Source organism: Alcanivorax sp. (assembly GCF_002726155.1).
Taxonomy (GTDB): Bacteria; Pseudomonadota; Gammaproteobacteria; order Pseudomonadales; family Alcanivoracaceae; genus Alcanivorax.
Map to the genome: position 1 here is coordinate 12,505 of NZ_PBSH01000052.1, position 21,013 is coordinate 33,517.

Below are 21,013 nucleotides of genomic sequence, written 5' to 3' on the forward strand. Positions count from 1 at the left end.
GCGTGGCCGAGCACAGAGGATGAGGCAGTAATGAGCAGGATAGTGATGGTTATGGCGGTGCTGGTGATGGTTTCGGCGTGTTCCAGCCAGCAGAAACAGGAAATAAAAGATGGCGGGCGCCAGGTTGGTGAGACGACCCGCGATGTGACCCGTGATATCGGTCACGCCACCCGCGATGCGGCCCGTGAAACCGGGCATTTTTTCCGCGATACCGCCAAGGATATTTTTGGCGATGGCAGTGCTGACGGGAATGAGGAAAAAGCGGCTGACGACAGCGACGAGTAACGCCGGGGCTTGCGGGAATCAAATTTGCGATTCAATCGGCAGCCACGACAGTACCCATACCTTGATGCGTTGCCAGCGGGACGTCTCCGGATCGTGATCCACCGTCAATGGCGTGTCGCTGTCTGCATTGCTCGCTTGCCACTGCAATTCGTTCTCATCATTCAGGCTGACGTGCCAGGCTGAATCGTCGCTGATCCAGCTGGAAAACAGTTGGCTGAGTTGTTGATTCAGCGATTCGCTTTCAATCAGCAAACCGATTTCCGTATTTTGCAAGATCGAACGGCCATCCAGGTTCACCGAACCGATGAAGGTGCGATCGTCATCAATGACAAAGGTCTTGGCGTGCAGGCTGGCGCGGGACTTGCCCTTAAACCAGTGAATGCGTTCCTGCTGCCCGGCTTCGGCACGCAGCTCCCACAGGCGGATGCCATTTTCCAGTAGCGGCTTTCGGTAATTCACATAGCCGCTGTGCACGATGGCCACGTCGGTGGTGCTCAGGGAGTTGGTCAGGATGTCGACTTTAACGCCACGATCGGTCAATGCTGAAAACAGTGCCACGCCGGCATCTCCGGGGACAAAATAGGCAGAACTGATTTGCAGCCGCTGTTCGGCGCTGTCGAGAATGGTTTTCAGTGAAGCGCCGAGATAATCGTCGCGGCTCACCGTGTCCCGTGCGGTGGCTTTTTCCGGTGGGTCGGCATAAAGGGTAGCCTGCCCCCAGTCCAGGGAGACTTTCCCTTCTACAAGCCGGCGGCCCAGGCTGGAGCCGGAGAGGGCGTTGGCAAATTCGCTGTTCGTCTGCTCATCCAGAAAGCTGTTCAGGGTGCGCCGCAAGGTGGCCAGATCCATGTCCGCATCGACGGCGTCAAGAACATGATTGATCGGCACCGCGGCGGTCGTGTTCCAGTACAGATCAAAACTGGCAGCACCGTCAGGGACAATCTTGCCCACGGCCATCACGTCGACATCCTGAAAATCCACGTTGCTATTGGAAAAATACTCGTCGCCCAGATTGCGCCCGCCAGTGATCAGGACGCTACTGTCCGCCACCATCAATTTGTTATGCATGCGATGGTTGGTGCGCCCGAAATGTGTGGCCATTTGAAACGCCCGGCTAATGCCGCTGCGGGCAGCAACCGGATTGAAAATGCGGATATGAATGTTGGGGTGTTGTTCGAGGGTGGCAACGAGCGGCTCTGCCACACGTGTGCCCAAATCGTCGACGAGAAGACGCACCCGAACGCCCCGGTCTGCTGCTTCCAGCAGTTTGGCGATGATGATGCGCGATGAGGTGTCGTCGGAAACAATATAGTACTGCAGGTCCAGCGAGGATTGGGCCACTTCAATCAGGGCAACGCGTGCCACAAAAGCAGACAGCCCCTCGTGCAACAGGTAAAAGCCGGACTGATTTTCATGCTCGGGGTTTTTGTGAAGCTGTTCCAGCCCTTCGACAATAGGGCCGTCAGCAGGACTGGGAAGCCCTACGCTGGCGGGGCGGTCACTCGGGTCATAGCTGGGCTGTGCCTGGCAAGCCGTGGAGAGCAAGGTAACCAGTAATAGCCCGATCAGGGGTGGCATATGAGGCATGGTGGAGTCATCGCAGCAAGTCTGCGATTATCAAAACGCAACAGTGCGATAATTTCAAACTGAACTTACACAGGGATCGGGTCATGCTCAAGCAAGGGATGCTGGCAGTCGTTACAGGATTGATGGCTGGCGCCGCACAGGCTGATTTTTTTCAGGATTACATGATCGATCCGGAAGACGGCATGCTGGACGGCAGTCGGTATCTTTCCGAGGTGCCGCAAGGGTTCTTGCCGATCCCGATGGTGATTACAGAGCCCGCGGTGGGCGCCGGCCTGGGGATGGGCGCGGTGTTTTTCCATGAAAGTGAAGAACAAAAGAAACAGCAAAAAAACGCTCAGAGTGCGGCTATCATCCCTCACAATATCAGTGTCGTAGGGCTGGGCGCGACAGAGAATGGAACACGTGCAGCGGGACTGGGACATATAGGTTTCTGGCATGACGACCGTATTCGCTATCGTGGTTTTGCCTTGTTTCCCGATTTGAATCTGGACTTTTATTCCCTGGGAGGACGCGACCTGCGTGATCCCGTAGAGCTGAATGTGAAAGGGCCGGCGGCCGTGCAGGAATTAAAATTCCGATTGGGTGAAAGCCGCTGGATGCTGGGAGCAAGGCAGGTTTACCGACAGGTCGAACTGTCCCTTGAAGAAAATATATCGTTGCCCAATCCCCGGCTTGAACAGGCGGTGAATACGTTTTTGCAAAACAATCTGGGGGATAAAATTAGCACCTCAGGGCTGGGAGTGCTGGCTGAGTATGATAGCCGGGATAATCCTCTGGCTCCTCAGTCCGGGCTTTATTATGCGGGTAATTATGTGTGGTACGGGGACAGTGTTGGCAGTGATATCAACTTTGCCAGTTATACGTTGGAGGGCCTGAATTACTGGAACGTTAACGAGCATTTCAATTTTGCCCTGCGTCTTCAGTATGACGGTGTCGATGTGAGCGACAGTACCCGGTTGCCACCTTATGTGTTGCCTTATGTGGATATGCGCGGCATTCCGGCTGTTCGCTATCAGGGTAAGGCGGTCGCGGTGGCAGAAGTGGAGGCGATCTGGAAAGCCAGTCCTCGCTGGCGGTTTAACTTTTTTGGTGGCGGTGGACGTGCCGCAGAAAGCCTTTCGGATTTGTCAGAGGCTGAAGTCGCAAATAGTTACGGTTCCGGGTTTCGCTATCTGATCGCTCGCCGGTATGGGATGACGATGGGCATTGATATTGCCCGGGGGCCGGAGGATACCGCCTGGTATATTCAGGCGGGGTCCAGCTGGCGCTGATCAGTCTTCTTTTTTGTCCATGTTTTTGGCGGCAGTGCGGGCATCTTCCAGTGCGGCAAATTGCTCGGAAATCAGTGCGCCCACTTCCTGGTTCACCTTGCGAATGGTGTCGTAGACGAGGCCAATGGTTTTGCGTTGTTTTTCTTTCAGGGCTGGCGCCTTGTCTTCAAAGAGACCCAGCTTCTCCAGCGCGTCAAACGGTAGCCCGGCAATATGCTGGTGTACGTCTTCCACGGTGGTGGCGCCATCTTCAATGGCTTCCTGAATCATGTCCTTGAGCAGCTCTGCTCGTTCTGCTGTTTTTTTCATTGTCGGCCTGCATGGTCAATCGGGTAAGGGGCTGTTCCGCAATGTAGCGAAAACCGTTAACAAGGACCATAACCATTATGGGCCCCGGGAACACGTATTGGTGCCCGATTGTCTGACCGTCTGTACCGTTGCCGGAGTCAGACTTGACCCTGTTCAATGAATAGGGCCACTCTGAAAACCGGGTTCGCCTGTGAATCCCTGATCGAACAAGGAGTTGCGATTATGGAAACCGGTAAACAGATGATTGCCGATATCAAAGGCAAGCTGGATGAATTGGAAGCCGAGCTGGATCAACTGGAAAAGCAGGGGGGCGGAGACCGCAGCACCGAAGCCGAGCGGCACCAGCTTGCCCTGCAGGATGTGCTGACGGAATTGCAGCAACGCATTGACGAATACCATGAACTGACCGGTGCAGACAGCGTGGATGGCCAGGCTAACTGGCAACAGTTGGACAAGGATCTGAAGGATCTGGACAGCGATCTTTACGGCGCCAACTGATTCGATGGTGGTCTGTTAGCCCTCGGGGTCCGGGGGCTTTTTCGGTATGCTTCTGTCTGGTTGTCTAGGGACGGGAGTCGCACTATGGCCATTGGGCCGCTCAGCTGGCCGCTGCTGCTGCAATCGGCGCGTCGGCATTTTTCCCTTTTCTTCATGCTTTTCTTCTTTCTCGGTTTGCCGTTTGCGGCGGTTGGCGTCAGCCTGCTCTGGTTTGAAGGTGGCGATGATTGGGGGGCTGCGTTTGGCGGGGCTTTCTTTGCGTTGGTCGGCATTGGGGTCATGATCATGGCGCTGGTGACCAGCGTCAGCAGCATCGGCTATTACTACGAGCGGGCCTTGCTCAGAGAACATGGCGCCAATGTGGATGGGGCGGTGTTGTCAGTGACGCAATACAATGAGCCAGAGGGTGAAGAAGAAACGCTGTGGTTGCTGCGTTTCCGCTATACCTGCCATGGGAAATCCCATGAAGGGGAGGCATTCTTGCCCGATGACGAATGGGTAGGCCGGCTGGATGAGGGGAGCTGGGTGCCATTGCGGTCACTCAAGCCCCGCCCGGCGTACGCAGAACCCCGCTGGCGAAAATGGAAGAATCAGCTACGGCGCGAAGGCCGCTGGTAGGCTGGACCGGGTCGCCCCGGTCCGGCGCGGTAGCGGAGCCTACAGCAGCTGGCCGAGCCCCAGTACCGCGACAAACCCAACGCTATACGCCACCAACAGATAGCCGAAGTATCGCAGGTAGCTGCCGAACGTCAGTGCTTCGATCTTGCTCATGGCGATCACGCCAGCGGCGGAGCCGATGACAAGAAGCGCCCCTCCCACTCCCACCGAATAGGTCAACGACAACCACTGGGCCAGGTTCATTTCGATGCCGGAATTGAGCAGGGCGGCGGTGAGCGGCACGTTATCAAACAGGGCCGAGGCCAGGCCCACCAGGAAGTTGGCGGCCACTGGCGGCATCACTTCATAGAGTGCCGGGAAGTAGGCCAGCATCCCCAGTTCCTTGAGCATGCCGACCAGCAGCAACACGCCCAGGAAGAACAGCAGGGTGTCGAACTCGATCTTGCGAATGTATTCCAGAACCGGTTCGTCCTTGTTCAGGAACTGCACCACCATGAACATCAGCGACAGGCCGAACAGGAAGCACAACACCGGCGGAATGCCGAACGCCACGTTGGCGGCGATGGTGCCGACAATGGTGGCAAAGAACAGCAGGGCAATGACCTTGTCGCCGCGCTCAATGGCGCTGTTTTTTTTCTGGATATGCACGTCGCCACTGAGGCCCAGCGAGAGCATGATGGCGAGCACGGCCACGGCCCCGGCAGCGGGCAGGCTGAGTAACAGCAGGTCCGGGATTTCCACTTTGCCTGCCAGAAAGATCATCAGCGTGGTGACGTCCCCGGTGATCAGGGCAGTGCCGCCGGCATTCACCGAGAACACCACCAGCACCACGTAGCGCATCAGCTTTTTGGCCGGCAGGTTCAGGTTCATCAGCACAGCGATACATACCAGGGTGGCGGTGATGTTGTCGGCCATGGAAGAGAACAGGAAAGCAAACAGGCCGGTGAGCAGCATCAATTTGCGTTCGCTGATGTGCTCGGGCAGCAGCTTGTTGACCAGGCTATCGATAATGCCCTTGCTGGACAGGTAGGCCACAAAGGTCATGGCGGCCATCAGAAACAGCCACAGGGTGGCAATATCCAGCAGGTTTTCGTTCAGGCTTTCCATCAGCGCGTCGTGGCTGAGGTGGGCCGGGGGGGCGATAAAGAACAATAGCCAGGCGAACGACCCGAAAAACAGGGTGGTTTTCGCTTTATCAATATGAACGATGTCTTCGACGACGATGGACAAAAAGCCCAGCGCCACCAGGATCAGCAAAACGGTAGTCATAACGGGCGACTCGCACTGTAGGCAGAAGGTGAAGAGTGGAGGGCGGCGCTATATTAGGCTTTTTGTGAACAGGGTTCACCCGGAAACGGCCTGTTTATCCGTGGTTATCCGGCGAATTGTGGGCGAAAAACGGGCAAAGGTGGGCAAATTTTGCCCGTCCCCCTTTAAAAAGATGAGAATAATTCGCATTATGTGCACCCTGATTGCTTTCGCATCGGTGTGCCGGTGCGTTTTACTTATTGTGCCTGATGTCATCGAGGAATTTTCATGCTGACCCGCCTGTCCGCCGGGGGCCTGCTACTGGCTTCCCTGTTCTTGTCTGCCTGCAGCGACGACCCGCAATCCACCGACGCCGACACGGCTCCGGCCTATGACCAGGTAGAGGGCAAGCGGGTGGTGAGCCATTATGCTGATGTGGCGCTGGCCACCTTTGGCGACGCACTGTCCGGTGCACGGGCCTTGAAGACACAGATCGATGCCCTCCTGGCAGCGCCCACCGAGGCCAACCTGGCTGCCGCTCGCGATGCCTGGCGTGCCGCGCGGGTGCCCTACATGCAGACAGAAGTATTCCGCTTCGGCAATGCAGTGGTGGATGAATGGGAAGGGCAGGTGAATGCCTGGCCGCTGGATGAAGGCCTGATCGATTACGTGGACGAGGACTATCAGGCGGTGATGGGTAACCCCGGTGCCCGCGCCAATATCATTGCCAGTGAGTCACTGAAAATCGGTGAACAGACTCTGGACCTGACCGACCTGAACGCGGAGTTGCTGGCCAGCCTCAACGAACTGGGTGGCTCAGAAGTGAACGTGGCGACCGGTTACCACGCCATTGAATTCCTGCTGTGGGGCCAGGACCTGAACGGCACTGACACCGGTGCCGGCCAGCGCCCGGCAACGGATTTCGCCACCGGCGCGGATGCAACGGGCGGTCACAACGAGCGTCGCCGCGAATACCTGTCGGTGGTCACCGATCTGTTGATCGACGATCTGGAAGTGATGGTGGATGAATGGCGACCGGGTGAAGAAAACTACCGGGCCGAGCTGGAAGCGGACAGCGTGGAAAACGGCCTGCGCAAGATGCTGTTCGGTATGGGCAGCCTGTCTTTGGGCGAGCTGGCCGGCGAGCGTATGAAGGTTGCGCTGGCGGCGCATTCCCCAGAAGACGAGCACGACTGCTTCAGCGATAACACCCATGCGTCGCACTTCTATAATGGCAAGGGCATTCGCAATGTGTACCTGGGCGAGTATCAGCGCAGCAACGGGGAAACCCTGACGGGCCCCTCGCTGAGCGACCTGGTGGCGGCGAACCAGCCAGCGGCGGACCGCCAGCTGAAAATCGACCTGAACGCCAGCGAGGCGGCGCTGCAGGTGCTGGTAGACAGCGCCAATCAGGGCACCCATTTCGACCAGTTGATTGCCCCGGGCAATACGCAGGGTGCCGACACGGTGAATGCCGCCATTGACGCCCTGGTCGTGCAAACCACCAGCATTGAAAAAGCGGCGCGGGTGCTGAACATTCAGGCCCTGAACCCGGATACGGCGAACCACAGCTTCTGACGTTAGAACCTGAAAGGCGCGCATGCACGCAAGGGGGCTGAAGCCTCTCTGGGGTGCAGGCGCGCTCCTGTAGCCAGCTGCCCGCCAGCCATCAAGAAAGAAGGAAGCCCTGCTCTTGCGATATCTCCCGCTGACTCTTGCCGCCCTGCTGGCGGCCTGTGATGCCGGCCCCACGTTCACCGAAGCCGAGCCCGGCGAGCAGCTGTCTGCGGGCGAGGCCACGGTCACCAAGACGGACCAGAATGCGTTCTCGTTACCGCTAGCCAATCTGTCGCCGTCCCGGCGGCTGGACTTCAGTGTGGGCAACAGCTTTTTTCGTAACCCCTGGGTGATTGCGCCAGCATCCACCGATGCCCGTGACGGGCTGGGGCCGTTGTTCAATACCAATGCCTGCCAGAACTGCCATATCAAGGATGGCCGCGGGCACCCGCCCGGGCCTGACGCCAAGCAGGCGGTTTCCATGCTGGTGCGGTTGTCCGTGCCGGCGGCGGCCGAGGATGACCTGACCCAGGGCGGATTGATGCCTGAGCCGATCTACGGCGGGCAGTTTCAGGACGCAGCCATTCCGGGTATTGAACCGGAAGGGCGGGTACGGGTGGATTACCGCCCCCGCACAATCACCTTTGCGGATGGCCATCAGGTGGAGTTGCGCGAGCCTCGCCTGAGTTTCAGTAATCTGGCCTATGGGGAGATGCACCCGGCGACCCTGTTTTCCGCCCGCATTGCCCCGCCAGTGATCGGGCTGGGCCTGCTCGAAGCCATCCCTGAAGCGGACCTGCTGGCCCACGCCGACCCGGACGATGAGGACGGTGATGGCATCAGCGGCCGGGCCAACCGGGTCTGGGATCGCAGCAACAACACCACGGCCATGGGGCGGTTCGGCTGGAAAGCGGGCCAGCCCAGTCTGCGCCAGCAGAATGCGGAAGCCTTCGCCAACGACATGGGGCTGACCAGCCATCTGGTGCCCACGGATTCCTGCTCCGCCGCGCAGCCAGACTGCCTTGCCATGCCCAATGGCGGCGAGGTGGAAGTGAGCGACTCGATTCTCGATAACGTCACTTTCTATACCCGTAATCTGGCGGTTCCCGCCCGCCGGAATGTGGATGATGCGCAGGTGCTGGCGGGCAAAAGTCTGTTCTTCCAGGCCAATTGCCAGGGCTGTCATGTGCCCGTGTTCACCACCGGTGCCGACGCCGCCGAACCGGAATTGGCCAACCAGACCATACGGCCTTACACCGACATGTTGCTGCATGACATGGGACCGGGGCTGGCGGATGGTCGCCCGGAGTTTCTGGCCAATGGTCAGGAATGGCGTACGCCGCCGCTCTGGGGTATCGGCCTCACCGAGGCGGTGAATGGCCACACCCAGTTCCTGCATGATGGTCGTGCCCGCAACCTGATGGAGGCCATTCTCTGGCATGGTGGCGAAGCGGCCGGGTCACGGGACGCGGTGCTGGTGTTTGATGCCGAGCAACGTGCTGCGCTGTTGGCGTTTCTGAACTCTTTGTGATTTTTTTCTGTAACGGTTTTAAGGTTGAGGATGGATCATGCGTGCTCTGAGTGTACTGGTGTCGGTGTCATTGTCTGTGTTGCTGGTGGCGTGCAGTAACCCGCGCCAGGAAGTCACCGTTCAGCTGGCCAACGATGTGCTGCTGCCGGCCCATCAGCAGTGGCGCGACAGCAATGCTGCCCTGGTGGACGCCGTGGAGACGTACTGCGCGGCTCCACAGGCATCCGTGGATGATCTGGAAACCGCGTTTTATCAGGCCCAGTCCCGGTGGTCGCATCTGCAACCGTTAATGGTCGGCCCGTTATCCGAAGGCAACCGCAGCTGGCAGGTTCAGTTCTGGCCGGACAAGCGCAACATGGTGGTGCGGCAAACAGAATCGTTGCTGGACGAGACGGATTCGTTGACCCGTGAGCAGCTGGAGAAGGCCAGCGTGGTGGTGCAGGGACTGACGGCATTTGAGTATGTGCTGTTTGATCAATCGGTCGCCCTGGCGCAGAGCCATGACCGCTACTGCCCGCTGCTCACCGGCATTGCCCGCCACCAGCTGGCGCTGTCCGAGTCGGTGCTGGCGCTGTGGAATGAGCCGGGCGGCATGCTGGCGCAGTTGCGCGATTTCCCTAATGAGCGTTACGCCACGGCGGAGGAAGGCCTGGCGGCGATTCTGCGTACGCAGATCACCGGCGTGGATGTGCTGAAGAAAAAGCTGGGTACCCCCATGGGGCGCCTGAATCAGGGCGTGGTGCAGCCTTACCAGGCAGAAGCATGGCGTAGCCGACAGTCCATTGAAAACCTGCAGGCGTCGCTGCAAGGCGCGCAGGCGGTGTGGGAGCGGGTGCGTTCGCTGGTGAGTGATGCGGCCCTGGTGAAAGACATCGACCAGGCCTATGCGGATGTGGCCAACCAGCTTGCGGCCTTGCCTGCGCCGTTGATGGAGCTGGTGCAGGCGCCGGCAAACAGCGAGACGCTGACGACGCTCTATGCCGCGCTGGATAATCTGGAAAACCGTCAGCAGACGGAGTTGGCCCGCAATCTCAATATCCAGATCGGTTTTAACGCCAACGATGGCGATTAGCGTCAGTTGCGAGTTAAAAGTTAAAGGCTAGAAAAGCCAGGCCCGGCGTTGGCAGTGCGGGCTTGCAGGAGAGCGTTATGTCACTGACACGGCGGAAGTTGCTGGGCGCGGGTGCGGCGATGGCCGGTGTGGCCGCGCTGGGTGGCTGGGCGCTATGGACTGGCACGGCGGGTGAATCTCCCCTGTTGCTGTCTGCCCGCAACGATGATGCCGGTCAGCATTATGCCGTGGGCTATTACCTGAACGGCAAGCGGGCGTTTGCCACGCCAGTGGCCGAACGCTGCCATGCGGTGGCTCGCCACCCGTTTCTGCCGGTGGCTTTGTATGTGGGGCGCCGCCCGGCGAGGGAAAGTTACCTGATCGACCTGCGCGATGGCCGACTGCTGCAAACCCTGCGCAGTCAGCCGGATCGGCATTTCTACGGCCATGCCGTATTCCATGCCCGCGGCGAGTGGCTATACACCACCGAGAACGATACCCGTGAACCGGGGCGCGGTGTGCTGGGGCGTTACCGCCTTGATCCGGCTGTCTTGCGGCTGACCCATGACGGCGAGGCGACCACCCACGGTGTCGGCCCCCACGAGCTAGCCTGGATGCCGGACGGTGAATCCCTGGTGATCGGTAACGGGGGCATTCGCACGGAAGGCGGCAGCCGTGAGGAAATGAATCTGGACGCCATGGCGCCCAGCCTGGTGATCATGAGCCGCCATGGCGAGTTGATCAGCAAGGAAACCCTGGCCGACGCACAAAGCAGCATCCGCCATCTGGATGTGGCTGCCGATGGCACCGTGATCACTGGCCAGCAGTACCATGGCCCGGCCTACAACAGTGTGCCGTTATTGGCGATCAAGCGGCCCGGGGAAGCCTATCAACCGTTCCCGGTCAGCCGTGCGCAACTGGCGATGATGGATCAATACACCGCCAGCATTGCCATTCACAGCGAGCAGCGACAAGTGGCCATGACCGCGCCACGGGGAAACCGTTTCTTTATCTGGGATCTGGATAGCGGTGACACGCTGCTGGATGCGCCCATGTCCGACTGTGCCGGGGTTGGCGCGGTGCCGGGCGGTTTTGCGGTGACTTCGGGGCAGGGCAAATGCCGCTACTACGATAGCCGCACCGCAGAGGTACAAAGCCAGTGGCTGGAGCTGCCGGGTGGCTGGTGGGATAACCACCTGTGGCTGAGCTAAGCCGTGCATTCTCCCGCTTAACCAACGTTGTCTGCATCGCGGTGGGACCACCGTCCTCACAGGTCAGGGGGCGTCGGCTTTTCGGTAGGAGTGCCTCTTGAGGCGCGAACCCCGGAGTGGGAAACCGGCAATACGTTTAAGCCCGGAAGCCGGGCTTAAACGTGACAGCTTTTGGCGATATGCAGTGCGTCAGTCGTGCCAGTTAGACACCTTGCCGGTGCAGACCCAATCCTTGGAGCCTTTTACCACACCAATCGAGTTGTAGCTGTAGCGGCCATTGGCATTGTGGGTGGACCAGCTTTTGGTATTGCCCGCACCGATGCCGGAGGCGCCGCAATCCTCGGAACCGTTCTTGCGCTCGTTGCAGAAGCGGGCATAGATGCGGTGACTGCAGGTGTTGCGGTAGGTAATGATGAAGTTGTCCTTGCTGTACTCACTCCATTTGGTTTTGTGCACCACCATGCAGGGGCCGCCGCTACTGTTCCGGGCATCCCAGCAGGTGTCATCGTCGACGCTGGAATAATAATCAGCGGCAGCAAACTGTGAGGCGAAGAGTGCGGCAATGCCAATGGTCCATTTCATGATTTTTCCCCTTCCTTCGTTATCGATATCAACGACTCGATCAACGAGCCAGACACAATAATTTTAGAAAGATGGGGAAAATCCGCCTCCCCCATATGGGGTATATCGGTATAGAACCTGTTGTAAAAGTGTCAGCTTCAATCCGGTCAGAGCGCTGAGCACGTGAGACGTTTTTCAGAGGCTCTCTAGCCGCCGTGGTCGGTCAGGCATTGTCCGTGGTCGCTCAACACTTCAATTACCCGGCATTCGCCCGGTTGTCCTTGCTCGCATTCACTAATCATCCGGTCCAGCTCATTGCGCAGGGCGGTCAGTGCGCTGATGCGGTTTTGTACGGCGTCCCGATGACGGCGGGCGATATCATCAGCACAGCCATGCTGTTCGCTCATGGCTAACAGTTCACGAATGTCTTCCAGCGTGAAACCCAGCTCCCGGCTGTGGCGAATAAACTGCAGCCGTTCCTGATGGTTGCGGTGATAGCGCCGTTGGCCACCTTCACTGCGGGCCGGTTCGGGCATCAGGCCAATTTTTTCATAGTAACGGATGGTCTCCACCTTGCAGCCGGTGGCGTCGCTGAGAGTGCCGATGGAAAAGAGGGTAGACATGATTACCTCATCACAAAGGGAAAATCGGACTTGAACCTGTAGTCACTATAGCTTTTTAAATGGGGCCAAGGTGAAACGGAGTCAAGGAGCACGGCGATGCAGGAGAGACAGCAGCGGGCGTTTGGTGCCGCCATGGCGGCGGCACGGTGCGCCTATGCCAGGCAGAACTGGAGCGGAGCGTTCGCGCAACTGGAGCGGGCGCATATTCTGGGTCAGCGGCGGGTTGGCGCCCATACCCTGACTCACTGGTGGATGCTGAAAGTGGGATGGCAACGCCGTGAGGTGCGGGAAATCCGTGGGCAGGTGCTGCGACTGTTGGCGGCGCTGGTGATGTCGCGGGTGTGGGTGCCCACCGGCAATACCGGTGGGGCCAATGTGAACCCGCTGCAGCCCATGCCGATTCCCGATGCGCTGCGCGACGTGATGGATGGGCGCTGATGCTGAGTGCTCCCCACATTATCCCCGGACCCGGCGCTGCGCTGGGTGCAAAGAGACAGGAGAGAAAACATGGGTTGTTGTGATCACGAGATAGTGGAAAACCCGGCACCGGCTTACCAGCGGGTGTTATGGGTCGTATTGGCCATCAATGCCGTGATGTTTGTGGTGGAAGCGACCTCCGGGGTGCTGGCGGATTCACGGGCATTGCAGGCCGATGCGCTGGATTTCCTGGGCGATACCGCCACCTATGGGTTAACACTGTGGGCACTGGGACAGTCGATGGCCTGGCGGGTACGTGCCGCGCGCATTAAAGGTGTGTCGTTATTGGTAATGGGCGTGCTGGTACTGGCGAACAGCGTTTGGGCGCTGTTACAGGGCAGTGCGCCACAGGCTGAGCTGATGATGGGGGTGGCCAGTGTGGCGCTGGCCGCTAATGTGGTGAGTGCGCTGTTATTGCTGCGCCATCGTCAGGGCGACGCCAATATCCGCTCCGCCTGGTTGTGTTCGCGCAACGATGCGCTGGCCAACCTGGCGGTGCTGATGTCTGGCAGCCTGGTGTTCTGGCTGGATAGCCGTTGGCCGGACCTGCTGGTGGCCGTGGCCATTGCCGGGCTGTTTACGCATAGCGCCATTTCGATTCTGCGCCAGGCCAGCAGCGAATCAGCGATGGGTGACCGGTGCGACGATTGAGAAAAGCGATGGGGCTTGGCGGTGAGTGAGCAGGGCGGTACGCTGCATGGCCGTATTGGCGGCGCCGCTGCCAATACGGCTTTTTCCTCTGCCATCACGATTGAGACCTATGGATTTCAAACAGGAAGACCTGACTGCTCTGGTCGAACGCACCATGCCGTTTGGTAAATATGCCGGGCGGGTGCTGATTGATCTCCCTGAGCCTTATCTGCTGTGGTTCACCAAAAAAGGCTTTCCGAAGGGGGAGTTGGGGCGGCTGATGGCGCTGGCCTTGATGCTGAAAATGGACGGCACGGAAAACCTGCTGGAACCGTTGCGTAAATAGGCTGTATCCGCTGAATCAAGCAGGTATCCTGAGGGCATTACCATATTCAGGAGCCAGCTGTGCCGTTACTCGATGTTGTTGCCAATAATGTGTGGGCGTATTCGGTTCCCCATAGTTTTATGGGGCTACACGTGGGCGCCCGCATGACGGTGGTCAAATTGTCTGCTGGCGGCTTGCTGTTGCATTCCCCGGTGCCGGTGGATGAGTCTCTGGCCCAGGAGCTGGCGGCGTTGGGCGAGGTCACCCACATTGTTTGTCCCAACCTGTTTCACCATGTTTTTGCCGCAGAAGTGAAGCAGCGCTATCCGCAGGCGGTGCTGCACGGGCCGGCGAAACTGGCGAGCAAGCGCAAGGATCTGTCGCTGGATGCGGTACTGTCGGAAACGCCCCATCCGGATTGGGGCGATGACTTTGAGCTGGTCTTTATTGAAGGCTCCATGTTGCACGAGACCGTGTTCTACCATCAGGCCAGCAAAACCCTGATTGCTGCGGATTTGATAGAAAACTTTCATCAGTGTGAGCACGGTTTTACCCGCTGGTATCTGAAGCTGGGCGGTTTGTGGAAGACCCCGGGCTGGCATCCGGTTCTGCGTTTGGTGTATCTGAACCGTCGCAAGGCTCGGGCCAGCGTCACCCGCATTCTGGAATGGCCCTTCGAAACACTCAGCCTGGCCCACGGTGATGTTATCGCTGAAAACGCCCGTAACCAGGTTCGCCATGGGATGGAATGGTTGTTCTAGCTACAAGCTTGGATGGGGGTGCGGGAAAAGCTCCCCCGGTTTTTCTTTTCAACTTTTCACTTTGAACGTTCAACTGATCTTTCGCGGGCAGAGTGGTCAACGTGTGGCCGCGCCTCCCAACCCGCGTTGCCGCTTGTAGCTTGTTCCCCTCCCCTCCACATTTCTTGCAACTTTTCCCGCTATATTCCCCAACCATCATTACTGGTTTGTGGAATCGCCCATGTCCCGCTGGATTCGCCGTTATCCGAAAATGGCTCTTTCGTTTGTCATTCTGATCGTGTGCCTGCTGCTTGCGGGCTGGCGCTGGGGGCTCGCGTCGGCGCCTGCTGTGCAGTGGAAAACGGCTCAGGTAGAGCGTGGCGATGTGGAAGAGCTGGTCACCGCTCTGGGTACCCTGGAACCGGGGGATTATGTTGACGTGGGCGCTCAGGTCTCCGGCCAGCTGACGCAGCTGCACGTGGATGTGGGTGACAGCGTTGAGCAGGGCCAGTTGCTGGCGGAAATTGATGCGTCGGTACAGCAGACACAAGTGGATGCGGGCCTGGCAGAACTGGAAGCGTTGCGTGCGCAACAGGAACAACGGCAGGCAGAACTGGAGCTGGCGGAGTTGCAGTATCAGCGTCAGCAGCGGTTGCGTGATGCCAACGCCACCAGTGACGATGCTTTCCAGAGTGCCCGTTCCACGCTGGCCATTACCCGTGCCCAGATCAAGGTACTCAAGGCCCAGATTCGCCAGAAGCAGGCCAGTGTAGAAGGGGATCAGGCTAGCCTGGGCTACGCAAAAATCTATGCGCCGCGCAGCGGTACCGTGGTGAGCCTGGAAGCTCGCGAAGGGCAGACACTGAACGCCAACCAGACCACCCCCACGCTGATGCGTATCGCTGACCTGACCACCATGACCATTTCCACTCAGGTGTCCGAGGCCGATGTGGATAGTCTCTCTGCGGGGATGCCGGTGTACTTCAATACCCTGGGCAATGGTGATGTGCGTTATGACAGTACCCTGCGCCAGGTGCTGCCCACCCCGGAAGTGGTCAACAATGTGGTGCTGTACACCGCTGAATTCGACATCGATAACCCGCAAGGCCAGCTGATGTCTGGCATGACTGCCCAGGTGTTTTTCGTGGTGCACTCGGCCAAGGATGTTCTGCATGTCCCGGTGGCCGCAGTGAAGCGTGCCGGGCGCGGCCAATGGCAGGTGCAGGTGTTAAACGGTGAGGGTCACTCACTCAGCCAGCCGGTGAAAGTGGGCATCAGCAATCGGGTGCGCAGGGTGATCCGTGATGGTTTGCAGGAAGGTGACACCGTTGTGCTGGGACAGGCACAGGCCAGCCCGCTGCGAGGTGAGATCGAAAAAGGTGGGCGACGTCGCGGTGGGCTGTTCTGATGGCGCTGATTGAACTGGCTGGCATTCGTAAACGCTATCCTGCCGGTGAGCAAGAGGTGGAAGTGCTGCACGGCATCGACCTGTCCATCGACGCGGGGGAATTCGTGGCGATCATGGGCAGCTCCGGCTCCGGTAAATCCACCCTGATGCACATTCTGGGTTGCCTGGATCAACCCAGCGACGGCGCTTACCGCTTTGCCGGGCGGGCGGTGACGGACATGGACCACGAGCAACTGGCCTGGCTGCGTCGGGAGATGTTCGGTTTCGTGTTCCAGAGCTATCACCTGATAGGCACTGCCAGCGCCTGGGAAAATGTGGCCTTGCCGGCCATTTATGCGGGGCTGTCCCGGGATGATCGCAAGCAACGGGCGCAGGCCCTGCTCAGTGATCTGGGGTTGCACGACAAACTGGAAAACCGCCCCAACCAATTATCCGGTGGCCAGCAGCAGCGGGTGTCGATTGCCCGTGCATTGATGAATGGCGGCAAGGTGATTCTCGCCGATGAGCCCACTGGTGCGCTGGACAGTGTTAGTGGCGAGGCGGTGATGGGCCAGCTCAAGGCGCTGGCGGAACAGGGCCACACGGTGATCGTGATTACCCATGACGCGGCAGTGGCCGAACATGCAGACCGGATAGTGGAAATCCGCGACGGTAACGTGATTGATGATCGACGTCGCCGCCCGCACCGGGTAGAAGCGGCCCATGCGGTGCCGGAACCGCCGCAGGAAAGCCGCTTTCCTGACCTGGGTGAAGTGCTGGAATCGGTGGTAATGGCGTTGCGCTCATTACACGCCAACTGGCTGCGCACTTTACTTACCTTGCTTGGCATCGTGATCGGCGTGGGGTCGGTCGTCGTGATGCTGGCTATTGGTCAGGGCGCCAAGGAAGACGTGGTGGCGCGCATTGGCGAGCGTGGCGTGAACCTGCTGGTGATCCGGCCGGACCGGGGGCAGCAGCGTGTTGCCGACGGGGTGATCGCCACCCTGGTGCCGGAGGATGCCGACGCCCTGAAAGCCCTGCCCAATATTCGCGTTGCCGTACCGGAAATTTCCGGCGGCGTAACGGCGCGGGCCAACGGCAAGGACATTTCTACCAGTGTGCAGGCGGTGAGTGCGGAGTACCCCAGCTTGCGCGACTGGCAGCCGGTGCAAGGGGTGTATTTCAACAGCAGTGATGAAGCCAGCTACGCGCCGGTGGCAGTGATTGGGCAGACGGTGAAAGACAACCTGTTCCCGGACAGTGATCCTTTGGGCCAGTTTCTGTTGCTCGACAGCATCCCGTTTCAGGTTATTGGCGTGATGGGTAGTCAGGGTGCCACCGACTGGGGAGACGATCAGGACGATGTGGTGTTCGTGCCCTTGTCGACCGGCACCCTGCGGCTGTTCGGCCAGAATTATCTGCGTTCCATCACCCTGGCAGTGGATGACGTTACCGCCATCGATGAGACCGAAACCGCAGCGGTTAACCTGTTGACCCAGCGTCACGGTAAGGAGGATGTGCGTGTTTTCAATATGGCGTCCTTGCTGGATATGGTCTCGGAAACCCAGAACACCCTGACGTTGCTGTTGGGCTCCATCGCGGCGATTTCATTATTGGTGGGGGGGATCGGAGTGATGAACATCATGCTGGTGAGTGTCACCGAGCGCATTCACGAAATTGGTATCCGCATGGCCACCGGCGCTCGTCAGCGCAATATCCTGCAGCAGTTTCTTACCGAAGCGGTGGTGGTGTCTGCGCTGGGCGGAGTGATCGGTGTGGTGATTGGGGTTTTGGTGGGCTGGCTGCTGGACGCTTTCGGCATGGCCATTGTGTTCTCGGTATCGGTGATGGTGGCTGCTTTTGTTTGCGCCGCTGGCATCGGCCTGTTGTTTGGCTTTGCCCCCGCGTTGAAGGCCGCGCGTCTGAACCCTGTGGAGGCACTCAGTAATGACTAAGGCAATGAACAAGGTGGCATGGGTGACGGTTTTTGTTCTGTTATCCGGCTGCGCCATGCGGTCCGGACTGGAGGCGCCCGAACAAAGCATGCCGGCACAGTGGCTTAACCAGCAGCAGGCCAGCGAAGCCATGGTGCATCACCCGCAATGGTGGCAGCAGTTCAACAGTGCGGAACTGGATCGGTTGGTGGACCAGGCGTTGGCGGCCAACACGGATTTACTGGCGGCGACGGCGCGGGTCGAGCAGGCGGATGCGCAACTCAGTCAGGCCGGTTCGGCCCTGTTCCCGACCCTGGGATTGGGCGCCGGGGGCAGCCGCAGTGGTGTATTCGGCGAAAGCGGTAGCAGTGAAAGTTACAACGCCTCCGTGAGTGCCAGCTACGAGCTGGACCTGTGGGGGCAGCTTCGCAATAGCCGTGATGTGGCGCGGGCCTCCCTGCTGGCCAGCCAGTTCAGTCGCGATACCGTGCAGCTCACCGTGATTGCCAGTGTGGTGAATACCTATCTGCAGGTACTGTATCTGCAGGACAACCTGGCGCTGTCGGAAGAAAACCTGGCGTTGGCCCAGCAAGTGCTGGATGTGGTGCAGGCCAAGGTGGAGAACGGTGCTGTCTCTCCCCAGGATCTGGCCCAGCAGAAAACCGTGGTTGCCAATGTGAAAGCGCAGTTACCGTCCTTGCGTCACCAGTTGCGGCAAAGCCGTTATGCGCTGGCGGTATTGGTGGGAGAAATGCCGCAGGCATTCCAGGTGGGCGGCGGTACCCTGAGCAACCTGCAGCTGCCGGAGATTCAGGCCGGTTTGCCGGATCAGGTGCTGGCCCAGCGCCCGGATATTGCCCAGGCCCAGGCCAGCCTGATGGCAGCGGACTATTCCGTGGCCGCCGCCCGGGCGGACTACTGGCCCTCCATCACGCTCACTGGCAGTGGCGGTTATGCCAGCAGCGCCCTGTCGTCGTTGTTCAATGGCGATGCGGTGTACAGCCTGGGCGTGTCGTTGGCGCAAACCCTGTTTGATGGCGGCGCCCGCAATGCGCGGATCGATCAGAGCAAGGCCGCCTGGCAAGAGCAGGTGGCCAGTTATACCGGCACCTTGCTGGTGGCCCTGCAGGAAGTGGAACAATCGCTGAGTAATGTGCAGGGGTTGGCCGAGCAACAACAGTATCGTGAAGAGGCATACCGGCAAGCCGAGGAAGCCTATCGGGTGGCGCAGGTGCGCTATCAGGAAGGAGAAACCGAACTCACCGATGTGCTCAGCGCGCAAAGCAGCTTTAACAGTGCCCGCCAGAACAGCCTGGATCTGATCTATAACCAGTATCAGTCGCGCATCACCCTGTACCGGGTATTGGGTGAAGGGGGTGAGGGGGATGAAGGGAGCAAGGCGCCAGTGGAATCCTGATGTGGCCCTTGGTTTGCCGCTTGATCCGCTAACCGACACAATACGGCGATCGACTCCAGCCTGTCAGGTCGCCCGTGCTGCCGCTTGTTTATCATCCCGAATACAGCTTTCCCTTTCCCGGCAAACACCGTTTCCCCATGGAGAAATTTGCTCGGCTGCATGGCCATCTGCGCAGCCGGGGCATTGCCCATGGTGATAACGAGTTCCGCCCCGGCCGGGCCAAGGCGACACTGTTAAGTCAGGCTCACTGCCCGCAATACGTCTCGGCCATGGTGGACGGGACGCTGGATGCCAGGGCGCTACGTCGCATGGGGTTGCCGTGGAGCGAAGCCTTGATGAAGCGCTCCTGCATTGCGCCTGGCAGGCTGCTGCCCCTCCCTTGCGTGCTCAGCGTGGCCTGAAACGTGCAGCTGTTGTGTCTTGTCTCGACGGTTAGGGTGGCTCCCTTTCCTAGAGGCAAGGCGCAGCAGATGTGCGTTTCAGGCCGCGCCTTTATGCCCGAACGGGTGCTTCGGGTCTTCCAGGCTGGCCCGTACTCGTTGTTGCAATTTCTCGATGGGTGGACACACACCTTCAACATTGCGCCTAGATTACGAGCCAGCCTGAAAGACTGAGCACACAAGGGAGGGGCAGCAGCCTGCTATGGGCACCTTGATGACCGCGCAGCTGGCACTGCAGCAGGGTATCGCCTGTCATCTGGCCGGCGGCACCCACCACGCCCACTACGATTTCGGTTCCGGTTTCTGCATCTTCAATGATCAGGCATTTGCGGTGCGTCAGTTACTGGACCGGGGCGTGGTGAAAAAAGCACTGATGTTTGATTGCGATGTGCATCAGGGCGATGGCACCGCAGCCATGCTGGCTGATGAGCCTCGGGCGTTTACCTGCTCCATTCATTGCGAAAAAAACTTTCCGGTACGCAAGATGAAAAGCGACCTGGATGTGGGGTTACCGCTGGGCATGACGGATCAGGATTATCTGGATACGGTGTTTGAGACGCTGGAGCAATTGCTGGATTGGGTGCAGCCGGATCTGGTTTTTTATGACGCCGGCGTGGATATCTTTCAGCACGATCCGTTGGGGCGCCTGCATATTTCCGAGCAGGGTATCGCCGATCGCGACCGGGGTGTCCTTGCCCGTTGCCGTCAGCGGAATGTTCCTGTGGCCACGGTGATCGGGGGCGGCTACGATGATGATCGTGACGCGCTGGCGCAGCGCCATGCCATCGTTATAGAGCAAGCTTTTGAGTTGAAAGTTGAAAGTTAAAAGTTCAAACGCGGTCAGGGCCGGTGATATGACATTACGTTTTGTGTCGCTTTTAACTTTCCACTTTTAACTTTCAACTGCTCCGAAGGAGCTCTCATGTCCAAAGCCCTGTTGATCATGGCCCATGGCAGCCGCAGTGAAACGGCCAACGACGAGTTTCGTGTGCTGGTGGACACCGTGGCGGAATCTGCCCACGCCGCCGGGCAGGAGTACGTGGCCGTATTGCCCTGTTTTCTCGAGTTGGCGACTCCCTCTTTGATTGAAGCGATTCAACAGCTGGAACATCAGCCGGTGAAAACCGTGCAGCTTTACCCGTTGTTCTTCAACAAGGGGAAACACGTGGGAAAGGATATTCCGGCACAAATTGAAGAGGCCCGCGAGCGTTTTCCTGATCTGGATATCGAATTGATGCACTATTTTGGCAGTGCCGTCGGGCTCGCACCGCTGGTGGTGCAACATCTTCAGGAACAGGAAAACTGACCCGGAA

The 21,013-nt window shown here is 59.0% G+C and carries 23 protein-coding genes; 18 read left to right on the plus strand and 5 right to left on the minus strand.

Going from position 1 to position 21,013, the window contains the following annotated elements; all coding sequences use genetic code 11:
- The first annotated feature begins 30 nt into the window (after nucleotides 1-30).
- On the plus strand, nucleotides 31-285 hold the full coding sequence (locus CL546_RS15720) for a hypothetical protein (protein ID WP_290496622.1): 255 nt from the start codon (nucleotides 31-33) through the stop codon (nucleotides 283-285).
- Nucleotides 286-303: 18 nt separating this feature from the next.
- Here the strand turns inward: CL546_RS15720 and CL546_RS15725 are convergent, their stop codons facing one another.
- Nucleotides 304-1,872, minus strand: coding sequence for a phospholipase D family protein (locus tag CL546_RS15725; protein WP_290496624.1), 1,569 nt, complete (start codon nucleotides 1,870-1,872; stop codon nucleotides 304-306).
- Between the two features lie 161 nt (nucleotides 1,873-2,033).
- On the opposite strand from CL546_RS15725, the gene CL546_RS15730 reads away from it, so the two are divergent.
- Nucleotides 2,034-3,143 carry a BamA/TamA family outer membrane protein gene (locus tag CL546_RS15730; protein ID WP_290496626.1) on the plus strand — a complete coding sequence of 370 codons (1,110 nt, stop codon included), beginning with the start codon at nucleotides 2,034-2,036 and terminating at the stop codon, nucleotides 3,141-3,143.
- Here CL546_RS15730 and CL546_RS15735 read toward each other — a convergent pair whose 3' ends face one another.
- The gene (locus CL546_RS15735; protein WP_290496628.1) at nucleotides 3,144-3,452 is read right to left on the minus strand and encodes a hypothetical protein; all 309 of its coding nucleotides are present in this window, start codon (nucleotides 3,450-3,452) and stop codon (nucleotides 3,144-3,146) included. It abuts the gene before it with no gap.
- A gap of 222 nt (nucleotides 3,453-3,674) precedes the next feature.
- Here CL546_RS15735 and CL546_RS15740 point away from each other — a divergent pair, with 222 nt between their 5' ends.
- Together CL546_RS15740 and CL546_RS15745 are read left to right on the plus strand one after the other, a co-directional pair.
- The gene (locus CL546_RS15740) at nucleotides 3,675-3,950 is read left to right on the plus strand and encodes a hypothetical protein (protein WP_290496629.1); all 276 of its coding nucleotides are present in this window, start codon (nucleotides 3,675-3,677) and stop codon (nucleotides 3,948-3,950) included.
- Nucleotides 3,951-4,034: 84 nt separating this feature from the next.
- Complete coding sequence (locus tag CL546_RS15745; protein WP_290496630.1) at nucleotides 4,035-4,568, plus strand: hypothetical protein; 534 nt, start codon at nucleotides 4,035-4,037, stop codon at nucleotides 4,566-4,568.
- Nucleotides 4,569-4,607: 39 nt separating this feature from the next.
- Here CL546_RS15745 and nhaD read toward each other — a convergent pair whose 3' ends face one another.
- The gene (gene nhaD / locus CL546_RS15750) at nucleotides 4,608-5,837 is read right to left on the minus strand and encodes a sodium:proton antiporter NhaD (protein WP_290496632.1); all 1,230 of its coding nucleotides are present in this window, start codon (nucleotides 5,835-5,837) and stop codon (nucleotides 4,608-4,610) included.
- A gap of 267 nt (nucleotides 5,838-6,104) precedes the next feature.
- On the opposite strand from nhaD, the gene CL546_RS15755 reads away from it, so the two are divergent.
- The 4 genes from CL546_RS15755 to CL546_RS15770 all read left to right on the plus strand — a co-directional run bounded on the left by CL546_RS15755 (nucleotide 6,105) and on the right by CL546_RS15770 (nucleotide 11,166).
- On the plus strand, nucleotides 6,105-7,394 hold the full coding sequence (locus tag CL546_RS15755) for an imelysin family protein (RefSeq protein WP_290496634.1): 1,290 nt from the start codon (nucleotides 6,105-6,107) through the stop codon (nucleotides 7,392-7,394).
- A gap of 115 nt (nucleotides 7,395-7,509) precedes the next feature.
- Nucleotides 7,510-8,904 (plus strand): di-heme oxidoreductase family protein, encoded by a 1,395-nt coding sequence (locus CL546_RS15760; protein ID WP_290496636.1) that lies wholly within the window; start codon nucleotides 7,510-7,512, stop codon nucleotides 8,902-8,904.
- A gap of 37 nt (nucleotides 8,905-8,941) precedes the next feature.
- Nucleotides 8,942-9,976, plus strand: coding sequence for an imelysin family protein (locus CL546_RS15765; RefSeq protein WP_290496638.1), 1,035 nt, complete (start codon nucleotides 8,942-8,944; stop codon nucleotides 9,974-9,976).
- 77 nt (nucleotides 9,977-10,053) lie between these two features.
- The gene (locus CL546_RS15770) at nucleotides 10,054-11,166 is read left to right on the plus strand and encodes a DUF1513 domain-containing protein (RefSeq protein WP_290496639.1); all 1,113 of its coding nucleotides are present in this window, start codon (nucleotides 10,054-10,056) and stop codon (nucleotides 11,164-11,166) included.
- A gap of 189 nt (nucleotides 11,167-11,355) precedes the next feature.
- Here CL546_RS15770 and CL546_RS15775 read toward each other — a convergent pair whose 3' ends face one another.
- Together CL546_RS15775 and CL546_RS15780 are read right to left on the minus strand one after the other, a co-directional pair.
- Nucleotides 11,356-11,748, minus strand: a complete 393-nt coding sequence (locus tag CL546_RS15775) for a hypothetical protein (RefSeq protein ID WP_290496641.1) — start codon at nucleotides 11,746-11,748, stop codon at nucleotides 11,356-11,358.
- Between the two features lie 185 nt (nucleotides 11,749-11,933).
- Nucleotides 11,934-12,350 carry a MerR family transcriptional regulator gene (locus CL546_RS15780; RefSeq protein ID WP_290496642.1) on the minus strand — a complete coding sequence of 139 codons (417 nt, stop codon included), beginning with the start codon at nucleotides 12,348-12,350 and terminating at the stop codon, nucleotides 11,934-11,936.
- A 96-nt stretch (nucleotides 12,351-12,446) separates the two neighbouring features.
- On the opposite strand from CL546_RS15780, the gene CL546_RS15785 reads away from it, so the two are divergent.
- The 10 genes from CL546_RS15785 to CL546_RS15830 all read left to right on the plus strand — a co-directional run bounded on the left by CL546_RS15785 (nucleotide 12,447) and on the right by CL546_RS15830 (nucleotide 21,006).
- Nucleotides 12,447-12,788: a DUF3703 domain-containing protein gene (locus tag CL546_RS15785; RefSeq protein WP_290496643.1), complete on the plus strand. Its 342-nt coding sequence runs from the start codon at nucleotides 12,447-12,449 to the stop codon at nucleotides 12,786-12,788.
- A 69-nt stretch (nucleotides 12,789-12,857) separates the two neighbouring features.
- Nucleotides 12,858-13,478: a cation efflux transmembrane domain-containing protein gene (locus CL546_RS15790; RefSeq protein ID WP_290496644.1), complete on the plus strand. Its 621-nt coding sequence runs from the start codon at nucleotides 12,858-12,860 to the stop codon at nucleotides 13,476-13,478.
- A 109-nt stretch (nucleotides 13,479-13,587) separates the two neighbouring features.
- Nucleotides 13,588-13,803 (plus strand): DUF3820 family protein, encoded by a 216-nt coding sequence (locus tag CL546_RS15795; RefSeq protein ID WP_007149068.1) that lies wholly within the window; start codon nucleotides 13,588-13,590, stop codon nucleotides 13,801-13,803.
- 59 nt (nucleotides 13,804-13,862) lie between these two features.
- Nucleotides 13,863-14,543 (plus strand): DUF4336 domain-containing protein, encoded by a 681-nt coding sequence (locus CL546_RS15800; protein ID WP_290496646.1) that lies wholly within the window; start codon nucleotides 13,863-13,865, stop codon nucleotides 14,541-14,543.
- A gap of 220 nt (nucleotides 14,544-14,763) precedes the next feature.
- Nucleotides 14,764-15,930 (plus strand): efflux RND transporter periplasmic adaptor subunit, encoded by a 1,167-nt coding sequence (locus CL546_RS15805; RefSeq protein WP_290496648.1) that lies wholly within the window; start codon nucleotides 14,764-14,766, stop codon nucleotides 15,928-15,930.
- The gene (locus CL546_RS15810; RefSeq protein WP_290496650.1) at nucleotides 15,930-17,864 is read left to right on the plus strand and encodes a MacB family efflux pump subunit; all 1,935 of its coding nucleotides are present in this window, start codon (nucleotides 15,930-15,932) and stop codon (nucleotides 17,862-17,864) included. Before CL546_RS15805 ends, CL546_RS15810 begins: the two co-directional genes overlap by 1 nt.
- Nucleotides 17,857-19,260: an efflux transporter outer membrane subunit gene (locus tag CL546_RS15815; protein ID WP_290496652.1), complete on the plus strand. Its 1,404-nt coding sequence runs from the start codon at nucleotides 17,857-17,859 to the stop codon at nucleotides 19,258-19,260. The genes CL546_RS15810 and CL546_RS15815 overlap by 8 nt, the downstream gene beginning before the upstream one ends.
- A gap of 74 nt (nucleotides 19,261-19,334) precedes the next feature.
- Nucleotides 19,335-19,661 carry an arginase family protein gene (locus CL546_RS15820; protein WP_290496654.1) on the plus strand — a complete coding sequence of 109 codons (327 nt, stop codon included), beginning with the start codon at nucleotides 19,335-19,337 and terminating at the stop codon, nucleotides 19,659-19,661.
- A gap of 241 nt (nucleotides 19,662-19,902) precedes the next feature.
- Nucleotides 19,903-20,526, plus strand: coding sequence for a histone deacetylase family protein (locus tag CL546_RS15825; RefSeq protein WP_290496656.1), 624 nt, complete (start codon nucleotides 19,903-19,905; stop codon nucleotides 20,524-20,526).
- Between the two features lie 96 nt (nucleotides 20,527-20,622).
- The gene (locus CL546_RS15830) at nucleotides 20,623-21,006 is read left to right on the plus strand and encodes a sirohydrochlorin chelatase (RefSeq protein WP_290496657.1); all 384 of its coding nucleotides are present in this window, start codon (nucleotides 20,623-20,625) and stop codon (nucleotides 21,004-21,006) included.
- The last annotated feature ends 7 nt before the right edge of the window (nucleotides 21,007-21,013 follow it).

Bases quoted from the DNA above. Each gene is read 5' to 3' on its own strand.
- CL546_RS15765 (WP_290496638.1), top strand. From the start codon at position 8,942: ATGCGTGCTCTGAGTGTACTGGTGTCGGTGTCATTGTCTGTGTTGCTG.
- CL546_RS15815 (WP_290496652.1), top strand. From the start codon at position 17,857: ATGACTAAGGCAATGAACAAGGTGGCATGGGTGACGGTTTTTGTTCTG.
- CL546_RS15755 (WP_290496634.1), top strand. From the start codon at position 6,105: ATGCTGACCCGCCTGTCCGCCGGGGGCCTGCTACTGGCTTCCCTGTTC.
- CL546_RS15780 (WP_290496642.1), bottom strand. From the start codon at position 12,350: ATGTCTACCCTCTTTTCCATCGGCACTCTCAGCGACGCCACCGGCTGC.
- CL546_RS15770 (WP_290496639.1), top strand. From the start codon at position 10,054: ATGTCACTGACACGGCGGAAGTTGCTGGGCGCGGGTGCGGCGATGGCC.
- CL546_RS15745 (WP_290496630.1), top strand. From the start codon at position 4,035: ATGGCCATTGGGCCGCTCAGCTGGCCGCTGCTGCTGCAATCGGCGCGT.
- CL546_RS15810 (WP_290496650.1), top strand. From the start codon at position 15,930: ATGGCGCTGATTGAACTGGCTGGCATTCGTAAACGCTATCCTGCCGGT.
- CL546_RS15805 (WP_290496648.1), top strand. From the start codon at position 14,764: ATGTCCCGCTGGATTCGCCGTTATCCGAAAATGGCTCTTTCGTTTGTC.
- CL546_RS15735 (WP_290496628.1), bottom strand. From the start codon at position 3,452: ATGAAAAAAACAGCAGAACGAGCAGAGCTGCTCAAGGACATGATTCAG.
- CL546_RS15790 (WP_290496644.1), top strand. From the start codon at position 12,858: ATGGGTTGTTGTGATCACGAGATAGTGGAAAACCCGGCACCGGCTTAC.
- CL546_RS15725 (WP_290496624.1), bottom strand. From the start codon at position 1,872: ATGCCTCATATGCCACCCCTGATCGGGCTATTACTGGTTACCTTGCTC.
- CL546_RS15730 (WP_290496626.1), top strand. From the start codon at position 2,034: ATGATCGATCCGGAAGACGGCATGCTGGACGGCAGTCGGTATCTTTCC.
- CL546_RS15775 (WP_290496641.1), bottom strand. From the start codon at position 11,748: ATGAAATGGACCATTGGCATTGCCGCACTCTTCGCCTCACAGTTTGCT.
- CL546_RS15795 (WP_007149068.1), top strand. From the start codon at position 13,588: ATGGATTTCAAACAGGAAGACCTGACTGCTCTGGTCGAACGCACCATG.
- nhaD (WP_290496632.1), bottom strand. From the start codon at position 5,837: ATGACTACCGTTTTGCTGATCCTGGTGGCGCTGGGCTTTTTGTCCATC.
- CL546_RS15720 (WP_290496622.1), top strand. From the start codon at position 31: ATGAGCAGGATAGTGATGGTTATGGCGGTGCTGGTGATGGTTTCGGCG.
- CL546_RS15740 (WP_290496629.1), top strand. From the start codon at position 3,675: ATGGAAACCGGTAAACAGATGATTGCCGATATCAAAGGCAAGCTGGAT.
- CL546_RS15785 (WP_290496643.1), top strand. From the start codon at position 12,447: ATGCAGGAGAGACAGCAGCGGGCGTTTGGTGCCGCCATGGCGGCGGCA.
- CL546_RS15825 (WP_290496656.1), top strand. From the start codon at position 19,903: ATGGGCACCTTGATGACCGCGCAGCTGGCACTGCAGCAGGGTATCGCC.
- CL546_RS15830 (WP_290496657.1), top strand. From the start codon at position 20,623: ATGTCCAAAGCCCTGTTGATCATGGCCCATGGCAGCCGCAGTGAAACG.